20 protein-coding genes and 1 other annotated feature are annotated in these 20,068 nt (G+C 37.3%); of the genes, 7 read left to right on the forward strand and 13 right to left on the reverse strand.

Annotation, left to right across the window (positions count from 1 at the left end; translation table 11 throughout):
* On the forward strand, nucleotides 1–535 hold a 535-nt coding region (locus HMPREF0819_RS02800), incomplete at its 5' end, for a transposase (RefSeq protein WP_148513848.1).
* A gap of 102 nt (nucleotides 536–637) precedes the next feature.
* Here HMPREF0819_RS02800 and rplL read toward each other — a convergent pair.
* Together rplL and rplJ are read right to left on the reverse strand one after the other, a co-directional pair.
* Nucleotides 638–1,006 (reverse strand): 50S ribosomal protein L7/L12, encoded by a 369-nt coding sequence (gene rplL, locus HMPREF0819_RS02805; RefSeq protein ID WP_004232036.1) that lies wholly within the window; start codon nucleotides 1,004–1,006, stop codon nucleotides 638–640.
* A 68-nt stretch (nucleotides 1,007–1,074) separates the two neighbouring features.
* Nucleotides 1,075–1,578, reverse strand: coding sequence for a 50S ribosomal protein L10 (gene rplJ, locus HMPREF0819_RS02810; RefSeq protein WP_004232037.1), 504 nt, complete (start codon nucleotides 1,576–1,578; stop codon nucleotides 1,075–1,077).
* 29 nt (nucleotides 1,579–1,607) lie between these two features.
* Nucleotides 1,608–1,743: a sequence feature (ribosomal protein L10 leader region), on the reverse strand.
* A gap of 392 nt (nucleotides 1,744–2,135) precedes the next feature.
* Here rplJ and HMPREF0819_RS02815 point away from each other — a divergent pair.
* On the forward strand, nucleotides 2,136–4,244 hold the full coding sequence (locus HMPREF0819_RS02815) for an AAA family ATPase (RefSeq protein ID WP_004232038.1): 2,109 nt from the start codon (nucleotides 2,136–2,138) through the stop codon (nucleotides 4,242–4,244).
* A gap of 274 nt (nucleotides 4,245–4,518) precedes the next feature.
* Entirely contained in the window at nucleotides 4,519–5,187 is a 669-nt protein-coding gene (locus HMPREF0819_RS02820) for a DUF1275 family protein (protein ID WP_004232039.1), read from the forward strand.
* Nucleotides 5,188–5,221: 34 nt separating this feature from the next.
* Here the strand turns inward: HMPREF0819_RS02820 and mmuM are convergent, their stop codons facing one another.
* The 6 genes from mmuM to HMPREF0819_RS02855 all read right to left on the reverse strand — a co-directional run bounded on the left by mmuM (nucleotide 5,222) and on the right by HMPREF0819_RS02855 (nucleotide 11,164).
* Entirely contained in the window at nucleotides 5,222–6,166 is a 945-nt protein-coding gene (gene mmuM, locus HMPREF0819_RS02825; RefSeq protein WP_004232040.1) for a homocysteine S-methyltransferase, read from the reverse strand.
* Nucleotides 6,167–6,178: 12 nt separating this feature from the next.
* Nucleotides 6,179–7,555 carry an amino acid permease gene (locus tag HMPREF0819_RS02830; RefSeq protein WP_004232042.1) on the reverse strand — a complete coding sequence of 459 codons (1,377 nt, stop codon included), beginning with the start codon at nucleotides 7,553–7,555 and terminating at the stop codon, nucleotides 6,179–6,181.
* A gap of 136 nt (nucleotides 7,556–7,691) precedes the next feature.
* The gene (yihA, locus tag HMPREF0819_RS02835) at nucleotides 7,692–8,285 is read right to left on the reverse strand and encodes a ribosome biogenesis GTP-binding protein YihA/YsxC (RefSeq protein ID WP_004232043.1); all 594 of its coding nucleotides are present in this window, start codon (nucleotides 8,283–8,285) and stop codon (nucleotides 7,692–7,694) included.
* Between the two features lie 9 nt (nucleotides 8,286–8,294).
* Complete coding sequence (gene clpX / locus HMPREF0819_RS02840; RefSeq protein ID WP_004232044.1) at nucleotides 8,295–9,524, reverse strand: ATP-dependent Clp protease ATP-binding subunit ClpX; 1,230 nt, start codon at nucleotides 9,522–9,524, stop codon at nucleotides 8,295–8,297.
* A gap of 222 nt (nucleotides 9,525–9,746) precedes the next feature.
* The gene (locus HMPREF0819_RS02850; RefSeq protein WP_004232047.1) at nucleotides 9,747–10,241 is read right to left on the reverse strand and encodes a dihydrofolate reductase; all 495 of its coding nucleotides are present in this window, start codon (nucleotides 10,239–10,241) and stop codon (nucleotides 9,747–9,749) included.
* Nucleotides 10,242–10,324: 83 nt separating this feature from the next.
* Nucleotides 10,325–11,164: a thymidylate synthase gene (locus HMPREF0819_RS02855; protein ID WP_044023289.1), complete on the reverse strand. Its 840-nt coding sequence runs from the start codon at nucleotides 11,162–11,164 to the stop codon at nucleotides 10,325–10,327.
* 332 nt (nucleotides 11,165–11,496) lie between these two features.
* Here HMPREF0819_RS02855 and HMPREF0819_RS02860 point away from each other — a divergent pair, with 332 nt between their 5' ends.
* The 4 genes from HMPREF0819_RS02860 to trhA all read left to right on the forward strand — a co-directional run bounded on the left by HMPREF0819_RS02860 (nucleotide 11,497) and on the right by trhA (nucleotide 15,213).
* Complete coding sequence (locus HMPREF0819_RS02860) at nucleotides 11,497–12,675, forward strand: hydroxymethylglutaryl-CoA synthase (RefSeq protein WP_004232063.1); 1,179 nt, start codon at nucleotides 11,497–11,499, stop codon at nucleotides 12,673–12,675.
* Nucleotides 12,662–13,936 carry a hydroxymethylglutaryl-CoA reductase, degradative gene (locus HMPREF0819_RS02865; RefSeq protein ID WP_004232065.1) on the forward strand — a complete coding sequence of 425 codons (1,275 nt, stop codon included), beginning with the start codon at nucleotides 12,662–12,664 and terminating at the stop codon, nucleotides 13,934–13,936. Before HMPREF0819_RS02860 ends, HMPREF0819_RS02865 begins: the two co-directional genes overlap by 14 nt.
* Before the next feature lie 187 nt (nucleotides 13,937–14,123).
* Nucleotides 14,124–14,567 (forward strand): DUF1836 domain-containing protein, encoded by a 444-nt coding sequence (locus HMPREF0819_RS02870; RefSeq protein WP_004232067.1) that lies wholly within the window; start codon nucleotides 14,124–14,126, stop codon nucleotides 14,565–14,567.
* A complete protein-coding gene (gene trhA, locus HMPREF0819_RS02875; RefSeq protein WP_004232068.1) occupies nucleotides 14,557–15,213 on the forward strand; it encodes a PAQR family membrane homeostasis protein TrhA in 657 nt (218 codons plus the stop codon). Before HMPREF0819_RS02870 ends, trhA begins: the two co-directional genes overlap by 11 nt.
* A gap of 23 nt (nucleotides 15,214–15,236) precedes the next feature.
* Here trhA and fni read toward each other — a convergent pair whose 3' ends face one another.
* The 5 genes from fni to HMPREF0819_RS02900 form a co-directional block, all read right to left on the reverse strand.
* The gene (gene fni, locus HMPREF0819_RS02880) at nucleotides 15,237–16,235 is read right to left on the reverse strand and encodes a type 2 isopentenyl-diphosphate Delta-isomerase (protein WP_004232069.1); all 999 of its coding nucleotides are present in this window, start codon (nucleotides 16,233–16,235) and stop codon (nucleotides 15,237–15,239) included.
* Nucleotides 16,232–17,230, reverse strand: a complete 999-nt coding sequence (locus HMPREF0819_RS02885) for a phosphomevalonate kinase (RefSeq protein ID WP_004232070.1) — start codon at nucleotides 17,228–17,230, stop codon at nucleotides 16,232–16,234. The genes fni and HMPREF0819_RS02885 overlap by 4 nt, the downstream gene beginning before the upstream one ends.
* A complete protein-coding gene (gene mvaD / locus HMPREF0819_RS02890) occupies nucleotides 17,217–18,167 on the reverse strand; it encodes a diphosphomevalonate decarboxylase (protein ID WP_004232072.1) in 951 nt (316 codons plus the stop codon). Before mvaD ends, HMPREF0819_RS02885 begins: the two co-directional genes overlap by 14 nt.
* Nucleotides 18,149–19,027, reverse strand: coding sequence for a mevalonate kinase (mvk, locus tag HMPREF0819_RS02895; RefSeq protein WP_004232073.1), 879 nt, complete (start codon nucleotides 19,025–19,027; stop codon nucleotides 18,149–18,151). Before mvk ends, mvaD begins: the two co-directional genes overlap by 19 nt.
* Before the next feature lie 154 nt (nucleotides 19,028–19,181).
* Entirely contained in the window at nucleotides 19,182–20,054 is an 873-nt protein-coding gene (locus tag HMPREF0819_RS02900) for a cysteine ABC transporter substrate-binding protein (RefSeq protein WP_004232074.1), read from the reverse strand.
* Nucleotides 20,055–20,068: the final 14 nt, after the last annotated feature.

The following is a 20,068-nucleotide window of genomic DNA, read 5'->3' on the forward strand; positions in this document are numbered from 1 at the left end:
CTGTGCCATGATGACAACTAGAATTGCCATTATGAAGACATTTGATGATAAATCTCTACCTTATCGAGCTATGAAAAATCATTGGAAAATTCTCCCAAAAGACTCTCGAAAGCTCTCACAAAATAGCTTTTATTCACGCACGTTTAGACAAACACTGACCCCTCGAGAGATCATCGGCAAAACCTTGGCTTACTCTGATGAACTACGCTATTATTATGACCTGTATCAGCTCCTGCTCTTTCATTTTCAAGAGAAGCGGACAAGTGAATTCTTTGCCCTTATTGAGGACAACCTTGATGTAGTCAATGATTCCTTTAAAACTGTCTTTAAGACCTTTAAAAAATACCAAACTTATATTACAAACGCATTGATCTATCCCTATTCCAATGCCAAACTGGAAGCTACCAACAAACTCATCAAAGACATCAAGCGCAAGGCCTTTGGATTCAGGAACTTTGACAACTATAAAAAACGTATCTTTATCGCTTTAAACATGCAAAAAGAGAAGACGCATTTCGTCTCCTCTCGTGCTTAGCTATAAGTCACCCACTACAGTTGACAAAGAGCCTAAAAAAACCGCTAGTCCTAAGACCAGCGGTTTTATCAGCTTTATTAAGCTACTTGAGTAATAACTCTATTATTTAAGAGTGATTGAAGCTCCAGCTTCTTCAAGTTTAGCTTTGATTTCTTCAGCTTCTGCAGTAGCAACGCCTTCTTTAACGTTAGCAGGTGCACCATCAACAAGAGCTTTAGCTTCTTTAAGACCAAGACCTGTAACTTCACGTACAGCTTTGATAACAGCAACTTTTTTGTCACCAGCTGAAGTCAATTCAACGTCAAATGAGTCTTTAGCAGCACCAGCGTCTGCAGCACCAGCAGCAGCTACAGCTACAGGAGCAGCTGCAGTTACACCAAATTCTTCTTCGATAGCTTTTACAAGATCGTTCAATTCAAGGATTGAAGCTTCTTTAATTTCAGCAATAATGTTTTCAATGTTCAATGCCATTGTAGATTCCTCCAAAAATATTAATGTTTTATTAGATAATTGTTTGTAGCGCTAGGCTACCATACGCATTAAGCAGCGTCGTCTTCTTTGTTGTCTGCAACTGCTTTGACAGCAAGTGCAACGTTGCGAACTGGCGCTTGAAGAACAGAAAGGAGCATAGAAAGAAGTCCTTCGCGGCTTGGCAATGATGCAAGGGCAACAATTTCTTCTTTAGAAGATACAGCGCCTTCGATTGCTCCACCTTTGATTTCAAGTGCTTCAGCATCTTTAGCAAAGTCGTTAATAACTTTTGCTGGTGCAACAACATCTTCGTTAGAAAATGCTACTGCAGATGGTCCTACGAAAAGATCTTTCATTCCGTCAAGACCTGCTTTTTCAGCTGCACGAGTCAAGATTGAATTTTTGATAACTTTAAATTCAATACCGTTTTCGCGAAGATTACGACGAAGAACTGTATCTTGTTCAACTGTAAGACCACGTGAATCAACAACAACGATAGATGCAGCAGCTTTCATTTTTTCAGCAACAGCATCAACTTGTTCAGCTTTTTTAGCAATAATTGCTTCACTCATTAGTTTTTACCTCCGTTATTATTTTTGGGCTAGGTACAAAAAAATTCGCACCTAAACCTAGACACGAAAGTACAAATACGTTATTTCATCATTACGTTTTGTGCCTCGGCAGGAATATTATGAGCACTGCTCCCCTGCTGTCTTAGGTCAGTTTCATTACAAAACCTCATTTATTATAACTTACATTTTTGACTCTGTCAATACTTTTTTATTATTTTTTTCAAAATTAATTACTTTTTATTGTTTCTACTATTAAATTATTTTATAATTCTTCTTTTATGATGACTGTTTTTTCTACCGTTTCAGATTATAATATCATAATCGCAACTAATAAACGCTATCTAAGAAAAATAATCATATTTTCTGCACATAAATCTTTGATTTTTACTGACTAATGAGTTATTATATCCTCAGAAGGTGATTGATGGGAACAATCAAAGATTTCTTTAAATACGATCTCTCTACTCTGATATGTAAAGACTAAAGAACTCCTACCTTCTATCAAATCGTATCATTTTGATTTGGTTAAATTTCACAAATAAAGCGAGGTAATTAATATGGCAAACAATCAATTTTATGGAAGAGATCCTTTTGGAAACATGGATGACATTTTCAACCAACTTATGGGAAATATGGGAGGGTATAACACAGAGAACAAACGTTATTTGATTAACGGACGTGAAGTTACTCCTGAGGAATTTGCTCAATATCGTCAAACTGGTAAACTTCCTGGAAATGCTGAATACCAAGAAGGAGCTCCTACTTCTGCTCCAAAAGAAGGTGGTATCTTGGCTAAACTAGGAACTAACTTAACTGAACGTGCTCGTAATAATGAGCTTGATCCAGTTGTCGGACGTAACAAGGAAATCCAAGAAACTGCTGAAATCTTGTCACGTCGTACAAAAAATAACCCAGTTCTAGTCGGAGATGCTGGTGTCGGTAAGACTGCTGTCGTTGAAGGGTTAGCGCAAGCTATTGTTAACGGTGATGTTCCTGCTGCTATCAAGAATAAAGAAATCATCTCAATTGATATCTCAGGGCTTGAAGCTGGTACACAATACCGCGGTTCTTTCGAAGAAAACATCCAAAACATGATTAAAGAAGTTAAAGATGCAGGTAATATCATCCTCTTCTTCGACGAAATCCATCAAATTCTTGGTGCTGGCTCAACTGGAGGTGACTCTGGTTCTAAAGGTTTAGCAGATATCCTTAAACCAGCCCTTTCTCGTGGTGAATTGACTGTTATCGGTGCTACTACTCAAGACGAATACCGCAATACTATTTTGAAAAATGCTGCGCTAGCTCGTCGTTTCAACGAAGTTAAAGTAAATGCACCTTCTGCCCAAGACAGTTTCAACATCTTGATGGGTATTCGTGATCTTTACGAAAAACACCACAACGTCATTCTTCCAGATAATGTTTTGAAAGCTGCTGTTGATTTTTCAATTCAATACATCCCACAACGTAGCCTTCCTGATAAAGCAATCGACTTAATTGATATGACTGCTGCTCACTTGGCTGCACAACACCCTGTGACTGATGTCAAATCTTTAGAAAAAGAAATTGCAAAACAAAAAGAAAAACAAGAAGCTGCCGCTGCCAAAGAAGATTACGAAGCTGCGCTTAATGCTAAAGTTCGTATCGAAGAATTGCAAAAACAAATCGACAATCACACAGAAGATAAAAAAGTCACTGCAACTGTTAATGACGTGGCTGAATCCGTTGAACGTTTGACTGGTGTGCCTGTTTCAAATATGGGAGCTTCAGATATTGAACGTTTGAAAGAATTGGCTAGCCGCTTGAAAGGTAAAGTCATCGGTCAAGACGAAGCTGTTGAAGCTGTTGCACGCGCCATCCGTCGTAACCGTGCTGGTTTTGATGAAGGTAACCGTCCAATCGGTAGTTTCCTATTTGTCGGACCAACTGGCGTCGGTAAAACAGAACTTGCTAAGCAGTTAGCACTTGATATGTTTGGCTCAAAAGATGCCATTATCCGTCTAGATATGTCCGAGTACTCTGATCGCACAGCTGTATCTAAATTAATCGGTACTACTGCCGGTTACGTTGGTTACGATGACAATAACAACACACTTACTGAACGTGTTCGTCGTAATCCTTATTCAATCGTCCTTCTTGATGAAATTGAAAAAGCTGACCCTCAAGTTATCACACTTCTTCTCCAAGTTTTGGATGATGGTCGTTTGACAGATGGTCAAGGTAATACTATCAACTTCAAGAACACTGTCATCATTGCAACTTCAAATGCTGGATTTGGTAATGAAGCCTTGACAGGTCAAGAAGACAAAGATGTGAAGATTATGGATCGTATCGCTCCATACTTCCGTCCTGAATTCCTCAACCGTTTCAACGGTATCATTGAATTCTCACACTTGACTAAGGATGACTTGAACGAAATTGTTGACTTGATGTTAGCTGAAGTTAGCAAGACTATTGCTAAAAAAGGTATTGACTTGGTTGTTAGCGACGATACTAAGAAACATCTTATCGAAGAAGGATACGATGAAGCAATGGGTGTTCGACCACTCCGCCGTGTTATCGAACAAGAAATCCGTGATAAAATCACTGACTTCTATCTTGATCACACTGATGTTAAACACCTTAAAGCTGATATGGTTGACGGAGAACTCACCATCAGCGAAAAATAAGTGTAATCTTACTCCTATTTCTAAGCACTCCTTACATAGCTCAACTCAGACTAATGAGTTGAGCTTTTTTATTGTAATCGCAAAAATTTCACAAATCCATCAATGAATCCTTTCAACCTATCGACGATTTCAAGAAAATCTTTCTCATTTGAAATTAATTAAAGTTCGATTAATTTTTTCACAAATCTCCCCTAGTACCTGACTTAATAAAATGTTACAATATGACTGTTGACTCTATTAGAAAGAAGGACATGGTGTGAATGATTTAGAATACATGCCTCAAAATAGTCGTTTTGAAGCTGTTTTACTTGGATTTTTAGGCGGAGCTCTTGATGTCTACTGTCAAATTCAATTTAACACCTTAGTTGCGACTCAAACAGGGAACATTTTGTTTCTTATTGCTGATATCAGCCATAGTTCACTACATCAGACATTAATCCGTTTTTATTCAGTTTTCTTTTTCTCACTCGGATTTATGTTTGGATTGCGTGTTCGAGCTCGGGCAAAAACAGCATTTTGGCGTGCTTATGCTATTTTACCATTGTTATTTGTTACCATTGCTCTACCGCTCTTACCTGAAAATCGACATTTATGGGTAATTCTTTTAGCATTAGGAACTGGTCTATTAACCTTGACCTTCTCAGGCAGCCAAATTGAATTTCACGCTTACTCGATTTTGATGACTTCCGGAAATTATCGTAAGATGATTACCGCTTGGCATAACTACCTTACTACTGAAAATAAAACTGCTAAGATGAAACGACAAGCTGTCAATTATTCATTGGTCGTTGTCAGTTTTGTTCTTGGTGCTATCTTTGTAGCAATCATTCACCACTTCATCCAAGTAAGAACCATTTGGATTGTATCATTGATACTATTAACAATCATTTATCACTATACAAGCGTCGTTATCCGCTATCGCTTGCAAACAGCAAATATTTAACAAAAAACGTCTAGAAAGTTTCTAGACGTTTTTATTATCTAAGATGATTAGTCAAACAAGCAATGTCATCAGGTGTTGTTCGGCAACAGCCCCCAACAACTTTTGCACCGAATTGGTGCCAAATCTGACTATTTTCTAGTAAAGTGTGAGTGTGATCTGGAAGAGATTTCCAAGTCTGTGTAACTCCGTCATAAATCTCTCCCGAGTTAGGATAAGTGACTAGTGGCTTTTGTGACACTGTCCGAATTTTCTTAAGTAAATTTGAAATGACAGCTGGACTACTACAATTAATCCCAAAAGCTAAAATCTGCTTGCTAGCATCACACAAAGCTGCTACAGTTTCAATCGCAGTTCCATCAGAAATAGACTCATCATCCTGTGCCGTAAATGACATATAAGCCTCAGTTTCTGGAAATTCATCAGCTAATAATTCAATTAAAGCTTCTGCTTCAACAACATTTGGAATGGTTTCAATTCCCAAAAAATCACAGCCAGCTGACAATAGTGCCTTGATACGAGTACAATGAAAATCTTTGAACTCTTCCTTAGACAAGTGATAGTTTCCATTGTATTCGGAACCATCAGCCAAATAAGCAGCGTAAGGTCCAACATCACCAGAAATCAAAGGATAGGGGCGTTTACTCTTTTCATCATCAGACAAAACATTCCAAACATTTTCTCTTGCTTTTTTTGCTAAATCTACTGTTAAAGCAATGGTGTCAGTAGCTTCTTGTTCTGTTAAACCGTAATCTTCAAGTCCTTGAATAGTTGCCTGATAACTTGAAGTTGTGATGATATCAGCACCAGCTCGCAAGTAAACTTCGTGTAAATCTTGAATCACTTTTGGATTTTCAAGTAAATACTTAGCGGACCAAAGTTTTCCTGACACATCATAGCCGCGATTTTCTAACTCCGTTCCAAGCGCACCATCTAAAATAACATATTCATTCTTGTCTAGTAAATCCTTAAATTTCCCCATAACTAACCTTTCTTACCATTTTTTATAACGAAAGTAATGATACAAATAACACAAAATAATAAATGGAATTCCAAAATAAAATCCTGCTCTTTGCGAAGCATCCCAAGCAATCCCAACAATTGAAATTAACAATAGGATAATAGTAACGTACGGTAGCACCGGCGTAAATGGTGTTTTGTACGATAACTCAGAAATAGAGTGTTCTTTTAAAAAGACTTTTCTGAACTTAATCTGAGCTAAAGGAATTGATAGCCAAACCACTACCACAGCGAAACCAGCAATAGAAACAAGAGCAAGATAGACAGTATCTGCAGCGTATATACTTGAAAAAAGTGATAAAACAGCACCCAGCATTGATAATAATAATGCGCGCATTGGAACACCATGCTCATTAATCTTAACAATCTTTTTAGAAAGCATGCCTTCATTTGCAAGAGACCAGAGCATGCGACTTGAAGCATATAGTCCAGAATTTCCTGCTGATAAAATAGCAGTTAGAATAACAAAATTCATCACATCAGCTGCAAACGGAATTCCCATTTTATCAAAAACATCAACAAATGGTGCACTTGATACTCCAGCTTCTTTCATTGGTAACAGGGATGCTAAAACAAAAATTGTCAAAACAAAAAAGATGACCAAACGACCAATCGTAGTTTTAATAGCCTTTGGTACTGCTTCTTTAGGATTATCAGTCTCGCCTGCAGCAATTCCAATTAATTCAGTTCCAGAAAAAGCATAATTGACTGCTAACATTACTGAAACAACTGCAGCAAAACCTTTTGGAAATGCGCCGTTAGCAGTTAGATTTGTAAATAGAATAGCTTTGTGTTGACCCTCAAAACTGACTATTCCAAGCATGGCACCTAACCCAAGAATGATAAAGATAATGATGGCAATGACCTTAATGGATGCAAAAAAGGACTCCGCTTCCGCAAAACTTTTTACACTTAAGGCATTAATGGCAAAAATAATCAGAGCAAAAAATGTTGCAAAAGCCCATGTCGGAACACCCGGAAACCATCGTCCCATGAGCATTGCTGCGCCTAAAAATTCAGTTCCCAAAGCAACTGTCCAACAAATCCAGTATAGCCAGGCAATTGTAAATCCAGTTCCGGGGCTTATGAATTTTGTAGCATAAGTGTGAAAAGACCCAGTAACGGGCATCGCTACAGCTAGCTCACCAAGTGATAGCATAACCAAATAAACAACTACTGCTCCTACCAAGTAAGATAGAACTGCTCCGAAAGGACCTGCTTGCGCAATTGTATACCCCGAACTGAGAAATAATCCCGTTCCAATAACACCACCAAGCGACAACATAAAGAGATGCCTGCTTGTCATCTTGCGTTGAAATTGACCTTCATTTTCAAAATTATGATTTTCCATAAAAACCTCTCAATACATAATAGGTCTATGATATCACAAGATTTTAAGAAACGGTAATAGACTTTAACTATCGACTTCTTAGTTTAAAACTATAGCATTGAAAAAAGCTTGAAATTTTCATCTCAAGCTTTTAATATTATAATTCTTCTAAAATACTATCCCATGATTCATCAAGACCAGTACGATCAACAGATGAAAAGATAATAAATTTATCAGTCTTATCGAAGTTCAATTTTTTCTTGATAGCTGATTCGTGCTTATTCCATTTACCTCGTGGAATTTTATCTGCTTTCGTCGCAACAACGATAACAGGAATTTCATAATATTTTAGGAATTCATACATTTGGATGTCATCAGCACTTGGGTCATGACGAAAATCAACTAAGCTGACAACTGCACGAAGATTATCACGGCTTACAAGATATTCCTCAATCATTTTGCCCCATTTAGCACGCTCAGATTTAGAAACTTTGGCATAACCGTACCCTGGAACGTCAACAAAACGCAATTTGTCATCAATATTATAGAAATTAAGCAACTGCGTTTTTCCTGGCTTACTTGACGTACGTGCCAAGTTTTTACGCCCTAAAAGTGTGTTGATAAAACTAGATTTTCCAACATTTGAACGACCTGCTAAAGCAATTTCAGGCAGATCATCTTGTGGATAATGTGATTTATTAGCTGCACTTAGTAGAAGTGAGGCATTATGGGTATTTAAATACTCAGTCATTTTCTCTCCTTATGCAGTTTCTAAGATAGGTTTATCAGTACCTTCGACAGCATCTTTTGTGATGCGAACTTTGGTAACTTCTTCGCGGCTAGGAATTTCAAACATGATATCCATCATTGTTTCTTCGATAATTGAACGAAGTCCACGCGCACCTGTCTTACGTTTGATAGCTTTATTGGCAATTGCTTGAAGAGCATCTTCATCAAATTCCAACTCAACACCATCATAAGATAGCAATGTTTGGTATTGTTTAACCAAGGCATTGCGAGGTTCAGTCAAGATACGAACCAAATCATCCGCAGTCAATTGCTCAAGCGCAGCTACTACAGGCAAGCGTCCGATAAACTCTGGAATAAGACCAAATTTTTGAATATCTTCTGAGATGATTTCTTGCATATAAGATGCATCTTCATCGATTTTACGGTTATTTTGACCAAAACCAATAATTTTTTCACCAAGGCGTTGTTTAACAATATCTTCGATACCGTCGAACGCACCACCAACAATGAAAAGAATGTTCTTGGTATCAATTTGAATCATTTCTTGGTTAGGGTGTTTACGTCCACCTTGTGGTGGTACGCTAGCAACAGTTCCTTCAATGATTTTAAGAAGAGCTTGTTGAACACCTTCACCTGAAACGTCACGAGTAATTGAAACATTTTCACCTTTTTTGGCGATTTTATCAATTTCATCGACGTAGATAATACCACGTTCAGCACGTTCAATATTAAAATCAGCTGCTTGAATCAGTTTCAAAAGGATATTTTCAACGTCTTCACCGACATATCCTGCTTCAGTCAATGATGTCGCATCTGCAATCGCAAATGGAACATTAAGACTTTTAGCCAATGTTTGAGCAAGGAAAGTTTTCCCTGACCCTGTTGGTCCGATAAGCAAGATGTTTGATTTTTGCAATTCAACATCTTCTTCATCACGACTGTCAGCAAAAGATACACGCTTGTAGTGATTGTAAACTGCTACTGCAAGGGCGCGTTTTGCACGTTCTTGACCAACAACATATTCATCAAGGGTAGCTAGTAATTCTTTTGGTTTTGGAACTTCTGCCAAATCTGCAAGAACTTCTTCTGCTAATTCTTCTTTAATAATCTCTTGGGATAAAGCCACACATTCATTACAAATAAAAACATTATTTCCTGCAATAATTTTTTTTACTTCGTCTTGGCTTTTTCCACAAAATGAGCAATAAACTTTTACATCATTTGTTCGATTTCCAACCATTTTGTTCTCTCTAACTTTATTTTTTCTCTCTATATATTAAAACAAGGTACCATACACGGCATGAATGGTATTTACAATATTAGTAAATGCATTCAAAAATAAAAGGACAGCTAATCCATAGCGTTTTTTACGAAGTGCTGGAATTGCACACAAAACACAGATAACTGCGAGCAGAGCCGTGAATACTCCGAAAATACTTCTTTGCATTCTTATCTCCATGTGTTATTTTTCAAAAACAGTAATTGTAAAGTCATAGGCATTCTTGTCATCTTTTTCATAAAATGACTCAGAAACCTTTGTAAATTGTTCTAAATCAACGTCTGGGAAGTAAGTATCTCCCTCAAACTCTCCATGAACTGTCGTTTTTATAATCGCATCACAATAAGGCAAAAAGGCTTTATAAATACTTGCACCACCAACAACATAAAGGGTCTTATCGTGATTTTTAAACCACTCAAATACTTGATCCATATCGTGAACGACCGTCACACCATCAGCTTCAAAAGCCTTATCTCGAGTCAAAATCAGTGTTTCACGACCAGGTAAGATGCGACGTTTCATGCCATCAAAGGTCACTCGCCCCATTAAAAGAGCTTGCCCCATCGTTGTTTCTTTAAAATGCTTCAGTTCCTTTGGGAGTCGCCAAGGCAACCCATCATTCACACCGATTAGATGATTTTCATCTTCAGCCCAGATAGCAACGATTTTCTTTGTCATATTGTCCTCTCATTCATTACTTTCATTTTATCAGATTTCTTGTAAAAATGCAGAAATGCGATACGAATAAGCCATGAAATAGATTAAATGGCTAAGTCAAATGTTAATTGTGGTTTGACTGGATCATAATCGACTAATTCAAAATCTTCAGGCTTAATATCAAAGAAATCTGTTCCATCTGGCACATTAAGAACCAAACGAGGTTTGCAATCAGTAGGTTCACGACGAAGCAATTCTTTTGCTTGTTCAAATTGATTGTCATAAATGTGCAAGTTGTTAACGAAATAGAAGAATTTTCCAACTTTCCAACCGAAGTGTTTTGCAATCATCATTTGAAGTGCAACGTATTGCATAGCATTAATATGGTGTGAAACCAACATGTCATTTGAACGTTGAGTCAAAGTGGCATCAAGATAAATATCGCCATCAACACGACGAACATCATACATGGTTTGGAAAGCACATGGCAAAAGACCATCAGTATTTTCAAAAGCTTCGTAATCCCAAAGTGAGATAACGTTACGACGATTCCATGGGTTTGCTTCTAATTGTTTTAAGATTTTACGAATGATATCGTGTTTCTTAACAACCGCTCCATAACGTTCACCGATTGTTCCAGTGCCATCGACTTCCCAATCGTTCCAATATTTAACGTTGTATTTATCATTTAGAACTGAAAGATCATTAGTTTGATCTTGATAGATCCAAAAAATTTCGCGAATAGCACTTTTAATTGGAATAGGACGAAGAGTTGTAATCGGGAATTCACCTCTACTCAAATCATATTCAGCAAAAGCACCTGTTACGTATTTAGAATTTGCTTGTCCACCACTTTGGTAAACAGGACGTGCGTTTTCTGAAAATACCCCTTCATCCATAATTTTTTTGATATTTTCTTTAAAAATAACATCTGCTTTTGTCATGCTATCCGCTCTCCTTTGATTTATTGTTTGATTTTTAAAAAAAATCATTCTTTTCCATTTTATCTGAAATCAGTTAAAATTACCAGCTTTTTAGTAGATTTAATAAGATTTTCTCATTTATTTTGAAAGATTAAATCAATATTTTTTTATAGAGTAATTAGGCTACTTTATGGTAAAATTATCAATGGACAATTAGTCACGCCGTAAATTTACTAAAAAAAGAATTTCTTATTTAAAAGGAATTCCCCGCCTTTTAAAAACTTGTTAGGCTAATAAGAAGAAATAAAGCACCTAACATTTATTGGAAATTCAATAAAAAGAAAGGTTTTTTCATGAACATTGGTATTGATAAAATTGGATTTGCAACAGCACAATATATGCTGAATATGGACGACTTAGCTGAGAGTCGAAACATTGATCCAGATAAATATAGCAAAGGTCTTCTATTAAACAACTTAAGTATCACACCTGTTAACGACGACATCGTAACACTTGGTGCTTCTGCTGCAAAAAGTATTCTTAGCGACCAAGATAAAGAAGACATTGATATGGTCATTGTAGCAACAGAATCATCTGTTGACCAAAGTAAAGCTGCTGCAACTTGGATTCACCACCTTTTGGATATTCAACCTTTTGCTCGTAGCATCGAAATGAAAGAAGCTTGCTACAGTGCAACAGCTGCACTTGACTATGCTCGATTGCATGTTCAAAAGCACCCTAAATCAAAAGTATTGGTTATTGCTGCTGACGTAGCACGTTACGGGGCGAACACACCAGGTGAACCGACTCAAGGTGCTGGAAGTATCGCTATGCTAATTTCAAAAGATCCACGTATCATGCTTTTGAATGATAATTCAGTTGCTCAAACGCGTGATATCATGGATTTCTGGCGTCCGAACTACTCAACAACACCCTTTGTAAATGGTATTTACTCTACAAAACAATACCTCAGCATGTTAAAAACAACTTGGGAAGAATTCCAAAAACGTTTTGAAACATCACTAGCTGACTTTTCAGCCTTTTGTTTCCACTTGCCATTTCCAAAATTAGCCCTCAAAGGCTTTAATAAAGTAATGGATAAAAATCTACCAGAAGAATTGAAAGCAAAACTCAAAGACAACTTTGAAAAATCAATTCTCTACAGCAAACAAGTTGGTAACATGTACACTGGTTCACTCTACCTTGGACTTCTATCACTTCTTGAAAACTCTGAAACGCTTGCTGCTGGTGACAACATTGCACTCTTTAGTTATGGTAGTGGTGCCGTAGCAGAAATTTTCACAGGAACTTTGGTAGGAGGATTTAAAGATATGCTTCAGACAAGTCGCCTTAAATCTCTAAAAAATCGTATCAAGCTTTCAGTTGAAGAATATGAAAAACTCTTCTTTGAAGAAGTTGAAGTTGACTCAGAAGGTAATGCTACCGTTGCAGATTACAAAACTGGTGCATTTGCACTCAAAGAAATTCGTGAACATCAAAGGATCTATGGTGAAGTAAATGACAACAAATAAAGTGACTTGGGGAGGTTTCTCCAAAAAAACGTTGGCTGAACGCCTTGAACATCTTGAAAAAAATGAGCTAATCAGTTCTGAAAATCTTGACCGTTTAAAATCAAATGAGCTACTCTCACCTGAAACAGCTAATCAGATGACAGAAAATCTTATCGGAACATTTTCATTGCCGTTTTCATTAGCACCCGATTTTCAAATTGATGGAGCTATTTTCAATGTTCCAATGGTAACTGAAGAACCTTCAGTGGTTGCTGCAGCTAGCTTTGCTGCGAAAATTATCAAACGTTCTGGAGGATTCAAAACTCAAGTTCACTCTCGTAAAATGATTGGACAAGTTGCACTTTACGATGTTCCAAATAAAAGTGCTGCAAAAAAAGCAATCATTGAACACACCGACCAACTGATTACTTTAGCAAACGATGCTCATCCTTCTATCGTAAAACGTGGGGGTGGTGCTTGCGAATTGAGTATCGATGAAAAAGATGATTTCCTTATTGTCTACTTAACCGTTGACACTCAAGAAGCGATGGGTGCTAACATGGTCAACACCATGATGGAGGCTTTAGTACCAAGTCTTGAAGAACTCTCTGGCGGAAAAAGCTTAATGGCAATTCTGTCAAACTATGCAACCGAATCTTTAGTAACTGCAGAATGTCAAGTAGACCTACGTTACCTCAGTCGTAATAAAGATGAAGCTAAAGAGTTAGCTCGAAAATTCCACCTAGCAAGCAAACTTGCTCAAGAAGATGTTTACCGAGCAAGCACACATAACAAAGGTATTTTTAACGGAATTGACGCTGTTGTTATGGCAACAGGAAATGACTGGCGTGCCATCGAAGCTGGTGCAAACACTTATGCTTGTAAAGATGGTCAATACCGTGGTCTTGCCACTTGGAATTACGATGAAGGGGCTCAGGTGCTTCGTGGCCAGCTAACACTTCCTATGCCAATTGCAACTCGCGGAGGTTCAATTGGTCTTAATCCAACAGTCAACATCGCTCACGATATACTTGGTTACCCTGATGCTCGTCAACTAGCTCGAATCATCGTTTCTGTCGGTTTAGCACAAAACTTTGCTGCCGTTAAAGCTTTGACTTCAACTGGTATTCAATCAGGACACATGAAATTGCAAGCAAAATCGCTTGCCCTTCTTTCAGGTGCTAAAGATAAAGAAGTTGCTGAAGTTGTGAAAGCTTTGCTTAAAGCACCACATATGAACCTTGAAACAGCGCAGCATATCTTACAAAATATTAGAAATTAAATTACATCGAGCCAACTTATTAGTATTGGCTCGATTTTTATTTTTGAACTCAGGACAGTTAACCAGCTCTTCTATTTTCCGGATCGTGAAAAAACTGTCCACTGGACAGTTTTTTTTCCTTGACTTCGATTATCGATAATTATATAATATGGTTATCAAAACTAGATGAAGAGGTTGAGATAACTTTATGAGTACTACTTATCCAAAATGGTCTGACTTACCACAAATTGATTTATACTTAGACCAAGTTCTTCTTTATGTTAATCAAGTTGTTCAGGCTAATCAACAAGATGCTAAAGGCTTGACTGCTTCTATGATAAATAATTATGTAAAACATGGTCATCTTGAAAAACCAATTAAAAAGAAATATAGCCGTAAACAAGTCGCTAGACTAATCGTTATTACAGCATTAAAAAATATTTTTTCAATTCAAGAAATTAGTCAAACATTGGCGCTTCTGACTGCTGATGATCAATCACAAAAACGTTACGATGCTTTTGTGTCATCAATGAATGGCGAGAAAGTTGATAACTTACCTCCTGTGGTCGTCTCTGCTTGTCAAACTTTGAAACTTTATTTTCAAACACATGAATTAGTCCAAAAATTAGAAGGAGAATCTCATGAAAGCTAACATGACTTTAAAACCCAGTAAACGTCTTTCTTTTGGTGAAGAGGTTGCAAATAGTGTTACTCACGCAGTTGGTGCGGTAGCCATGCTTGTACTACTTCCTATCACTGCTATTTATAGCTATCATCACTATGGCATGCAAGCTGCTGTAGGAATGTCAATTTTCGATATTAGTTTATTTTTGATGTTTCTGTCGTCAACAGTTTATCACTCAATGCAGTATGACTCACCACAAAAATTCATTCTACGAATCATTGACCACAGCATGATTTACATAGCTATTGCGGGTTCATACACACCAATTGCTCTTTCTCTTGTTGGTGGCTGGCTTGGTTATTTGATTATTATTTTGCAATGGGGTGCCACAATCTTTGGAATTCTTTACAAAATTTTTGCTAAAAAAATCAATGAAAAATTCTCACTCTTTCTTTACTTGCTCATGGGATGGCTGGTCATTTTCATCATCCCAAGTATTGTAAGTAAGACCGGCGTCGTCTTTTGGGCTTTAATGCTTGCTGGTGGTCTATCTTATACTATTGGTGCTGTTTTCTATGCTAGAAAACGACCTTACGACCACATGATTTGGCATATCTTTATCTTGATTGCCTCTGTTCTTCATTACATTGCAATTGTCTATTTCATGCTGTGATACAAAAAAACACTGATTTAAAATCAGTGTTTTTTATTTGCTTCGCTTAATTTCCCATATAAAAGATAATCAACATTTCGTAAGTCTGTAATTGTCTTACAATTAAGAGCACACATAATAAGACGCAAATCATCTTTCCAGCCATTTACAATATCAACAACTTTCTCAACGGGATATTTCTCAACAAGTTCTAAAACAGTTCGTGAAAGACCGACACCTTTTGCACCCAGGACAAAGCATTTCACCATATCAAGAGGATGACGTACACCACCTGAAGCCAGAATTTCGACGGTGTCAACAAAATCTTGTAGATTTAAAAGGCTTTGAACGGTAGTTTGACCCCATTCATTTAAGTATGAACGGTCGCCACCACGTTGGTTTTCAATAAAAGCAAAACTTGTTCCGCCACGTCCTGAAATATCAAAGGTTTTAATGCCAAATGCATGTGCCATCTGAATAGTTTTTAAATCCATTCCGAATCCAACTTCTTTTAAAACGATTGGAACAGGCATTTTTGTAGCGTAGTTTTCTAAATTTTTCTTCCAAGAACGAAACTCCCGTTCTCCCTCAGGCATCAAGAGTTCCTGCATCAAATTCACGTGAACTTGCAAGAAGATAGGCTGCATTTCATCAACGGTCTGCAATCCTAGTTCATATGGTTTGTCAATACCAAGATTTGTCGCAAGTAATAAATCTGGATAATCTTTCTTGCTTGGATAAGAATCATCTTGTGGATTTTTTAGTGCAGCACTATATGACCCTGTCACCATGACAAGCCCTGTCGCTTGAGCAACTTGAGCTAATTTACAGTTAACTGCCTTTGCTTTTTCTGAGCCACCTGTCATCGCATTGATATAAAATGGGTAATCAAAATCGCGCCCAGTAAAATGCGTGTGCAAATCAATCTCACTCAAATCATAATCTGGAAGAGAATGGTGAATCAATTCCATCTCATCAAAGGAATTATAAGGAGATTGGTATTTCAATGCATACTTAATATGCTCATCTTTACGATTCATCATGATAATTTCTCCAAATCTAGTAGTTCAATACCAAGATTTTGCCAACGTGTGATAAGTTCTTTCGTGTCATTGCTGTCAAATGATATTGCAATACCACAATCACCTCCACCTGAACCAGATGATTTAGCAATCACATCCAGACCTTCTTCTGAAGCCTTCAAATCTTTTAGTTTATCAATGTAAATAGCTGAGCTAAGGCTGAGCAATAAATCACTGATGTTTTGAAGTGCAGATTTAATTTTCTCTTTATCACCGCTCAAAAGAGCTTTTTTACAAGTTTGAACTTGCTGTTCAGTTTCCGTCAAAAATTCTTCTGAAATGGCTGATTTAACGAGATTAATCATATCTTTTGAAATGGACGGTTGCTTAGTCCAACCGACCAAAAACTCACAAGACAAGGCTGGTTTTATCACCTCAATCTGATATTCCCAGTCTTTATCAAGAACAGTCTGAATTGGCTCATCTGCAATCCATTTGGCAACCTTTTGTCGATTAAATGAAGTAAATGCAACTAAGTCATCGTATGCAATACAAGCAATATCCCCCATCGAACCATTGTCACCAAGTTTTAAAAGTGTGTAAGACGCCAATTTAAAAAGAAGATCGGCTGACAAATTCAAATCATAAAAAGCTGATATGGCCTTGAGCGTTAGGACAGTGACTGAACCACTTGAACCAATGCCAAATTTTTTCCCGTCACGTTCCATTTTTCCTGTGATTTCAAGTGAAAATGGTACTAATTCATCAATTGACTTGCCAAGATAATCAGCTAAAGTCTGAACACTTGCTTGAATTAAAGCATAATTTTTATCTTCAGACATTGTAGCTGAGTAATCAAACATATCAGAAGAAAGCTTGATTGTAGAATTTTCTTTAACAACCGCTGTCATATGAATTGGGATATTTTTAATGATTGCAGTCTGCCCTGGTGTCAGCACAGCGTATTCCCCAGCGATATAGAGTTTTCCGCCTGTCTGAACTTTAGTCATTTTCATCTGGTAATTCCTTAGTACGTGAAACAATTGCGCGATAGTTTTCTTCAAAACGTTTTGTCAATCGCTCTAAATCTTCTTCTAAACAAAGCACTTTAACATTTGGCCCAGCATCCATTGTGAAGTAACATTTTTCACCTTCAGCACGAAGTTGTTTGACAAAGTCCATTGCCTTATAACTTTCCTCTGTTAGGTAATTAAATGGTGGATTTGCATGTGTGTTTGTGTCATGCATTGCAAGTGCGTTGCGTTCAGTTAACTCACCAACACGTTCAAAGTCGTTATTTTTAAGATAACCTAGCATGTCTTTATAATCTTGTTCAGATTGTTTGACCCAATTCTCAAACGTTGTTGATGTTTCAACACAGCGTTTCATACCTTCTCGACTAGAGATTGGTTTCTTGCTATCGCTCAAAACAAGCATAATCATGCCAAGTTTGAGGTCAGTTTCTACTTGATAGACTTCTCCAGTGTCTTTATCCCATGCAGCAAGTGGTCCGAAGAATGAACGTGAAGATGAACCAGAAGCAAATTTTGCTTTTTGAGCCAGTTCAGCCTGAGTTAAACCAGTTTCAAAAAGTTCATTACATGCCTTCACAAGCGCTGACAATCCACTAGAACTTGATGACAATCCTGCTGCTGTTGGCATGTTATTACTTGTCTCAACTTTTACAAACTCAGTACGCTGCCCGCGGTACTGATCAATGATGGCAGAAATTTTAGCATGCTCTTTCTCATCTTGCAAAACACCGTTAATGTAAAATTCGTCGTGAGTTGCTGTGTCTGGTAAAAAGGATACACTTGTTGTGGTAAACATATTTTCCAGTGTCAATGAAATACTGCTGGTTGCTGGAATCATCTTAGCTGCGTCAGCTTTCCCCCAGTATTTGATAATAGCGATATTGGCATATGATTTTACCGTTACAATTTTTCGATCCACGTTTGAACCGCTCCTCCTTCTGTTAATGCTTTACTAATTTTTTCTGCTTGTGCTTTGGTCTGTGCAAGGGCGATAATACATCCTCCAGCACCTCCACCACTCATTTTGGCACCTAGAGCGCCGTTTTCTAAAGAAATCTGAACTAATTGGTCAGCTTTTTCAATGCTAACGCCAATTGCTTGTAAGTGACTGTGTGCTTTTGTCATCAAGGGACCAATTTCAGAAATAGCCTTGTCTTGAATCGCTTTTTGAACCATTTCTGTCAAGTCTCCTAAAGCCGCAAGATGTGGCAAATTAGCTTCCTCAGCTTGTGCAACTTTTTCAACTGCTTCACGCGTATTTCCATAAATACCCGTATCTGCGATAACAAGATAAGCATCCAAGCCTAGGTCAAGTGCACTAAAACCAATATTTCGAATAAAGGTAATCGCATTGTCACTTAAACATGTCTTAGCATCAAGGCCACTGGGATTTGAATGTGCAATAATTTCTGCTTTATTTACCAAAATTTCAAGAGTATCCATGTCAATGCTTTGCTCAAAATAATCAAACACGGCACGAATTGCTGCGATTGAAACCGCCGCTGATGAACCCATGCCTCGTTTTTGAGGAATTTCTGAGCGAATATCATAAGTGATTGAAACATCAGTATGATTTAGGTACTCAAGTGCCGCATAAACGGCTGTTGATAGTGTGTCATAATAATCAAAGTGAATTTTTTTATCAGCTGGATAAATACGACATTCCACTTCAATGCCTTGAAGTGGAATTGCAATGGCAGGATAGCCATACACCACTGAATGTTCACCCATCCAAATAATCTTACTATGCGCCTTTCCGACGCCAATTTTCTTAGTCATTTTCTTCTCTTACAATTTTTAGTTTACACTCCATTTTATCATTGTTCCGCAAAAAAAGCGACTTTTACTAAAAAATGTTATAGCATTCAAATAAATCACGAAAAAATCTGAGACAATCAATCTCAGATTTCTTAATTTTTACATTGTTAATTTTTTAATCAACTTTACCACTCTCTACGACTAAGTCATCTGCATTTGCAGCATCACCGTAAACTGGAGCTAATGTCTTGTCATAGTCTTCGTGGAAGAAGTTTTCATCACCCAAAGATTTAATTTCATCATTAATCCAATCAAGAAGCTCAGTATTTCCTTTTTGAACTGCTGGAGCAATGGTATCTGTGTCACCCAAACTTATAATGCCAACTTCGTAACCTTTATTTTCCAAAGCCCATGCTAAAACTTCTGTATTGTCAGTTGATAGCGCGTCACCTCGACCATCTAACAGTGCTTGATATGCTTCGCTGTACTGGTCAAATTTTAAAAGATTTACTTTTGGATAATGTTTTTCAAAGTATGTTTCAGCTGTTGTTCCTTTGCCAACGATCAAAGTTTTTCCTTCTAAAGCATCAACGTCAGAAATTAATTGATTACTTGGCGATACGACACCTAACGCTACTTTCATGTATGGCAAAGCAAAATCAACTTGTTTTGCACGTTCATCAGTCACTGTAAAGTTGGCAAGAATAATATCTACTTTAGCTGATGTCAAATACTCAACACGACTTGCTGGGTCTACTGAAACATATTTAACTTTAACACCCAAATCTTTTGCTAAACGGTTTGCAAAATAAACATCATATCCTTGGTATTTTCCTTTGTCATCAACATAACCAAACGGTTTTTTATCTGAGAAAACTCCAATTTTAATGGTACCGCTCTTCTTGATTGCATCAAGAGAGCGAGCTTTGGCTGTTGACGTAGCTGAAGATGAATTTTTAGTTGTTGAGGATTTTGAAGTTGAGCATCCTGCAGCAAAAACAATTAATAAAAGACTAATAATCGCTAAAAAACGTTTTACAATTTTCATATATAACTCCTTAA

This window comes from Streptococcus equinus ATCC 9812, assembly GCF_000187265.1.
Taxonomy (GTDB): Bacteria; Bacillota; Bacilli; order Lactobacillales; family Streptococcaceae; genus Streptococcus; species Streptococcus equinus.

Bases quoted from the DNA above. Each gene is read 5' to 3' on its own strand.
- HMPREF0819_RS02820 (WP_004232039.1), top strand. From the start codon at position 4,519: ATGCCTCAAAATAGTCGTTTTGAAGCTGTTTTACTTGGATTTTTAGGC.
- rplL (WP_004232036.1), bottom strand. From the start codon at position 1,006: ATGGCATTGAACATTGAAAACATTATTGCTGAAATTAAAGAAGCTTCA.
- yihA (WP_004232043.1), bottom strand. From the start codon at position 8,285: ATGACTGAGTATTTAAATACCCATAATGCCTCACTTCTACTAAGTGCA.
- mvk (WP_004232073.1), bottom strand. From the start codon at position 19,027: ATGACTAAGAAAATTGGCGTCGGAAAGGCGCATAGTAAGATTATTTGG.
- trhA (WP_004232068.1), top strand. From the start codon at position 14,557: ATGAAAGCTAACATGACTTTAAAACCCAGTAAACGTCTTTCTTTTGGT.
- HMPREF0819_RS02855 (WP_044023289.1), bottom strand. From the start codon at position 11,164: ATGACAAAAGCAGATGTTATTTTTAAAGAAAATATCAAAAAAATTATG.
- HMPREF0819_RS02815 (WP_004232038.1), top strand. From the start codon at position 2,136: ATGGCAAACAATCAATTTTATGGAAGAGATCCTTTTGGAAACATGGAT.
- HMPREF0819_RS02885 (WP_004232070.1), bottom strand. From the start codon at position 17,230: ATGAAAATGACTAAAGTTCAGACAGGCGGAAAACTCTATATCGCTGGG.
- mmuM (WP_004232040.1), bottom strand. From the start codon at position 6,166: ATGGGGAAATTTAAGGATTTACTAGACAAGAATGAATATGTTATTTTA.
- HMPREF0819_RS02850 (WP_004232047.1), bottom strand. From the start codon at position 10,241: ATGACAAAGAAAATCGTTGCTATCTGGGCTGAAGATGAAAATCATCTA.
- HMPREF0819_RS02870 (WP_004232067.1), top strand. From the start codon at position 14,124: ATGAGTACTACTTATCCAAAATGGTCTGACTTACCACAAATTGATTTA.
- HMPREF0819_RS02830 (WP_004232042.1), bottom strand. From the start codon at position 7,555: ATGGAAAATCATAATTTTGAAAATGAAGGTCAATTTCAACGCAAGATG.
- rplJ (WP_004232037.1), bottom strand. From the start codon at position 1,578: ATGAGTGAAGCAATTATTGCTAAAAAAGCTGAACAAGTTGATGCTGTT.
- fni (WP_004232069.1), bottom strand. From the start codon at position 16,235: ATGATGAATCGTAAAGATGAGCATATTAAGTATGCATTGAAATACCAA.
- clpX (WP_004232044.1), bottom strand. From the start codon at position 9,524: ATGGTTGGAAATCGAACAAATGATGTAAAAGTTTATTGCTCATTTTGT.
- HMPREF0819_RS02900 (WP_004232074.1), bottom strand. From the start codon at position 20,054: ATGAAAATTGTAAAACGTTTTTTAGCGATTATTAGTCTTTTATTAATT.
- HMPREF0819_RS02865 (WP_004232065.1), top strand. From the start codon at position 12,662: ATGACAACAAATAAAGTGACTTGGGGAGGTTTCTCCAAAAAAACGTTG.
- HMPREF0819_RS02860 (WP_004232063.1), top strand. From the start codon at position 11,497: ATGAACATTGGTATTGATAAAATTGGATTTGCAACAGCACAATATATG.